This is a genomic window from Mycobacterium sp. 1482292.6 (assembly GCF_001672995.1).
Taxonomy (GTDB): domain Bacteria; phylum Actinomycetota; class Actinomycetes; order Mycobacteriales; family Mycobacteriaceae; genus Mycobacterium; species Mycobacterium europaeum_A.
On the sequence record NZ_LZKV01000009.1, the window covers coordinates 1 to 4500 of the forward strand.

Consider the following 4500-nt stretch of genomic DNA (forward strand, 5'->3'; position numbering starts at 1 on the left):
CGCCGCACCGCATCCGCATCAGCGCGAGCCACCACCTTGTCCACCTGCGCGGCCAGCCGGCCCTGGCTCAGTGACGGCCACCTGGCCACGGTGGCCGCCAACTCGGCGTCCACCGCCGCCAGCACCTGCGGGTCGGTGATCAAATCGGTGCGGAACACGATCGTCTGAAACATCAGGTAGCCGATGTCGCCGGCTCTGAAGGCCGCACCCACCTTCGGCAACCGCTCGCGCATCGCCCGCGCGTAGCGCAGCCGGCTGGCGGCCAACCCCTGGCTGATCCGCAGCTCGGCGGCCACCTCCGCACCCACCGCCGCCTCGGTGTCGATCGCCCACTCCTCGGTCTCGGCACACCGCGACAACCGATAGGCGAACAATTCACCGATCGCCACCAACAGCGCGGCCGCCGCCCGATTCTCCGCCCGCGCGGCGCCGCCGATCCGCTCCAGCAACCCCGTCGACACCGGCGTGGTCGACGGATAACGCCGCTCGAACCGCTCATCGAACCGCGCGGTGACATCTTCGAACATAGGTTCGATCATGCCATTGGCCACCGACACGCGTGAGCACCCCGGCGAAAAGAACGGCTAGGGCTCCGCGCGACGGCTGACGAACTCGCGTCGCACACCGGTGAGCGGATCGGTGAACTCGATCCGTTGCGCCAGCAGCCGCAGCGGCGTGCTGAAGTCGTCGGCCGCGACATCGACCACGTCGGGATACAGCGGATCCCCGTCGATCGGGATGCCCAGCGAGGCCATGTGCAGGCGCAGCTGGTGGGTGCGCCCGGTGCGCGGCGTCAGCCGGTACAGCCCGTCTGGCGATAGCAGCTCCACCCGCGTCTCGGCATTGGGCGCGCCCGGCTCGCAGACCGCCTGTAAGTGCCCGCGGCGCTTGATGATTCGGCTCGTCATCACGCGCGGCAGCTGCAGCTCCGGATCGACGGCGGCCCGGGCCAGATAGGTCTTGCTCACCAGGCCGCGGGAGAACAGCGTCTGGTAGGCGCCGCGCACCTCACGCCGCGCGGTGAACAGCAACACCCCGGCGGTCAGCCGGTCGAGCCGGTGCGCCGGGCTCAGCTCGGGCAGCCCGAGCTCGCGCCTGAGCCGAACCAGCGCGGTCTGCGCGACGTGGCGCCCGCGCGGCATGGTGGCCAGAAAGTGCGGCTTGTCGACGACCACGATGTCGTCGTCGCGATGCAGTACCGGGATGTCGAACGGGACGGGCACCTCGTCGGGCAGCTCGCGATACAGGTACACGCTCGCGCCGGCGGGAAGCACTGTGGCACAATCGATTACCGCGCCATCGGCGGCGACGACCTCGCCGGCCAGCACCTTGGCGCGGGCCCGCGCACCGAACCGGGCGGTCAGTTCGGCCAGTACCTGCCCGCCCCGCAGTCGCACCCGCGCGGGGCCCAAGCCATCGCGGACCGGAAGCGGCGCGGGCCTCAACTGAGCGGGACCGGCTCGAGGATCTCGGCGCGCGCCTCGGGGGCGCTGGCCCGCAATTCGTCGGCGGACACGTCGTCGGGCTGGGCCTGGGACAGGATCTCGGCCTCCACCCGGGCGGTGTAGTTCGCGACCTCACGCTCGATGTCCTCGGCCGACCAGCCCAGCACCGGCGCGACCACGTCGGCGACCTCGCGGGCGCAGTCGACGCCGCGGTGCGAGTATTCGATGGAGATGCGCATCCGGCGGGCCAGGATGTCCTCCAAATGCAATGCGCCCTCGGCGGTTACGGCATACAGCGCCTCCACCCGCAAGTAGCCCGGGGCCTCCTTGATCGGGTTGAGCAGGTCGGGCCTGTCGGCCGCCAGCGCCAGCACGTCGCCGATCAGCGAGCCGTAGCGGTCCAGCAGATGACGCACCCGGTAAGGATGCAGACCCTGCAACTCGGCGACGTGCTCGGCCTGGTTGATCAGCGCGAAATAGCCGTCGGCGCCGAGTAGGCTGACCTTCTCGGTGATCGACGGCGCCACCCGGGCCGGAATAAATTGGGCCGCAGCGTCAATCGCGTCGGCGGCCATCACCCGATAGGTGGTGTACTTGCCCCCGGCGATCGCGACCAGGCCCGGCGCGGGCACCGCCACGGCGTGCTCCCGGGACAGCTTGGAGGTCTCCTCGCTCTCCCCGGCCAGCAGCGGGCGCAGTCCCGCGTACACCCCGTCGATGTCGGCGTGGGTGAGCGGGATGGCCAGCACCGTGTTGACGGTCTCCAAGATGTAGTCGATGTCGGCCTTGGTGGCCGCGGGGTGGGCCAGGTCGAGGTTCCAGTCGGTGTCCGTGGTCCCGATGATCCAGTGGCTGCCCCACGGGATGACGAACATCACCGACTTCTCGGTGCGCAGGATGATCGCGACGTCGCTGACGATGCGGTCGCGCGGCACCACCACGTGCACGCCCTTGGACGCCCGGACCTGAAATCGCCCGCGCTGCTTGGACAATGCCTGGATCTCGTCGGTCCATACGCCGGTCGCGTTGACCACCACGTGCCCGCGGACCTCGGTGATCGCGCCGTCCTCGGAGTCGCGCACGCGCACGCCGGTCACCCGATCGCCCTCGCGCAGCATGGCGACCACCTGGGTGGAGGTGCGCACCACCACGCCGTAATGCGCGGCGGTGCGCGCGACGGTCATGGTGTGTCGGGCGTCGTCGACAACCGTGTCGTAGTAACGGATTCCACCGATCAGCGAGCTGCGCTTCAGCCCGGGGCTCAACCGCAGCGCGCCGGCACGGGTCAAATGCTTTTGCGCCGGAACGGATTTCGCGCCGCCGAGCCGGTCGTACAGAAAGATCCCGGCGGCGATGTAGGGGCGCTCCCACATGCGATTGGTCAGCGGGAACAGAAACGGCATCGGCTTGACCAGATGCGGCGCCAGCGTGGTCAGCGACAACTCGCGCTCGTAGAGCGCCTCGCGGACCAGCCCGAACTCCAGCTGTTCGAGGTAGCGCAGGCCGCCGTGGAACATCTTCGACGAGCGGCTCGAGGTGCCCGAGGCGAAGTCGCGCGCTTCCACCAGCGCCACCTTGAGCCCGCGGGTCGCGGCGTCCAGCGCGCAGCCCGACCCCACCACGCCGCCGCCGATCACCACCACGTCGAACTGCTCGGCGCCCAACCGCTGCCAGGCCTCCTGGCGCTGCCGCGGTCCCAGCACGGATACCGGGGAGCTGCGCTGGGTGGGATCAGTCACGACCAGGACTCCTCACTGGGGGAACTCCTCCTCGGTTACCGGTCAGTAGGACGTGCTGCACCAAGGCTAACCGCTAGTCCAGGTCGTCGTGCGCCATCAGCCGCCGCGCGGCCTCGGTGATCGAGCCGGACAACGAGGGGTAGACCGCCAGCGTCTGCGCCAGCTCGTTGACGGTGATGCGGTTGGTCACCGCGACGGCGATCGGCAGGATCAGCTCGGAGGCGATCGGTGCCACCACCACGCCGCCGATCACCACGCCGGTGGCCTGGCGGCAGAAGAGTTTGACGAAACCCTGTCGCAGCCCGGACATCTTGGCGCGAGCGTTGGTCCGCAACGGGAGCATGACGGTGCGGGCGGGCACCGAACCGTCGTCGATCATGGTCTGGGGCACCCCGACGGCGGCGATCTCGGGCCTGGTGAACACCGTCGCCGCCACGGTCCGCAGCCGGATCGGGCTGACGCCCTCGCCCAGCGCGTGATACATCGCGATCCGGCCCTGCATGGCGGCGACCGAGGCCAGCGGCAGCAGCCCGGTGCAGTCCCCGGCGGCGTAGATGCCGGTCACCGACGTCCGCGACACCCGGTCCACGGTCAGGTAGCCGCCGCGGCCCAGCTCGATGCCGACCCGGTCCAGGCCCAGGCCGGCGGTGTTGGGGACCGACCCGATGGTCATCAGCGCGTGGCTGCCCTCGACCGTGCGCCCGTCGGTCAGGGTGACCAGCACGCCGTCCTCGGTGCGGGTGACCGATTGCGCGCGCGCGTTTTTGACCAGCTCGACGCCCCGCTCGGAGAACGCCTCCTCCAGGACCAGCGCGGCGTCGGCGTCCTCGTAGGGCAGCACCCGGTCGCGGCTGGCGACCACGGTCACCGGCACGCCCAATTCGGTGTAGGCGTGCACGAATTCGGCGCCCGTGACCCCGGACCCGACCACGATCAGGTGCTCGGGCAGCGCCTTGAGGTCGTAGAGCTGACGCCAGGTCAGGATCCGCTCGCCATCCGGCTGCGCCGACGGCAGCACCCGCGGGCTGGCGCCGGTGGCGATCAGCACGACGTCGGCCTCGTACTCGCTGGTGACGCCGTCCGCGGCGGTCGCTTTGACGCGGTGGCAGGCCAAGCCTGGGGTAGGGTCGATCAGCTCGCCGCGGCCGGCCACCACGTGCACGCCCATCCCGAGCAGCTGATCGGTGATGTCGGCCGACTGCTCGGTGGCGAGTTGCTTGACCCGGGCATGGATCTGCGGCAGCGAGATCTTGGCGTCGTCGATGTCGATCTCGAATCCCAGCCGCGGCGCCCGGCGCAACTCGGTGCGCAGCCAG

The 4500-nt window shown here is 70.2% G+C and carries 4 protein-coding genes; all 4 read right to left on the bottom strand.

Translation table 11 applies throughout. From position 1 onward, the window contains the following. Nucleotides 1-527 (bottom strand): DUF222 domain-containing protein (locus A5624_RS00215; protein ID WP_156748687.1); only part of this gene is annotated, 527 nt, incomplete at its 3' end. Nucleotides 528-584: 57 nt separating this feature from the next. Then, the gene (locus A5624_RS00220; RefSeq protein ID WP_066859675.1) at nt 585-1445 is read right to left on the bottom strand and encodes a pseudouridine synthase; all 861 of its coding nucleotides are present in this window, start codon (nt 1443-1445) and stop codon (nt 585-587) included. Then, on the bottom strand, nt 1442-3184 hold the full coding sequence (locus tag A5624_RS00225; protein WP_066859680.1) for a glycerol-3-phosphate dehydrogenase/oxidase: 1743 nt from the start codon (nt 3182-3184) through the stop codon (nt 1442-1444). The genes A5624_RS00220 and A5624_RS00225 overlap by 4 nt, the downstream gene beginning before the upstream one ends. 73 nt (nt 3185-3257) lie before the next feature. Continuing rightward, the coding region (locus tag A5624_RS00230) for an NAD(P)H-quinone dehydrogenase (protein ID WP_066859682.1) at nt 3258-4500 on the bottom strand (1243 nt) is incomplete at its 5' end.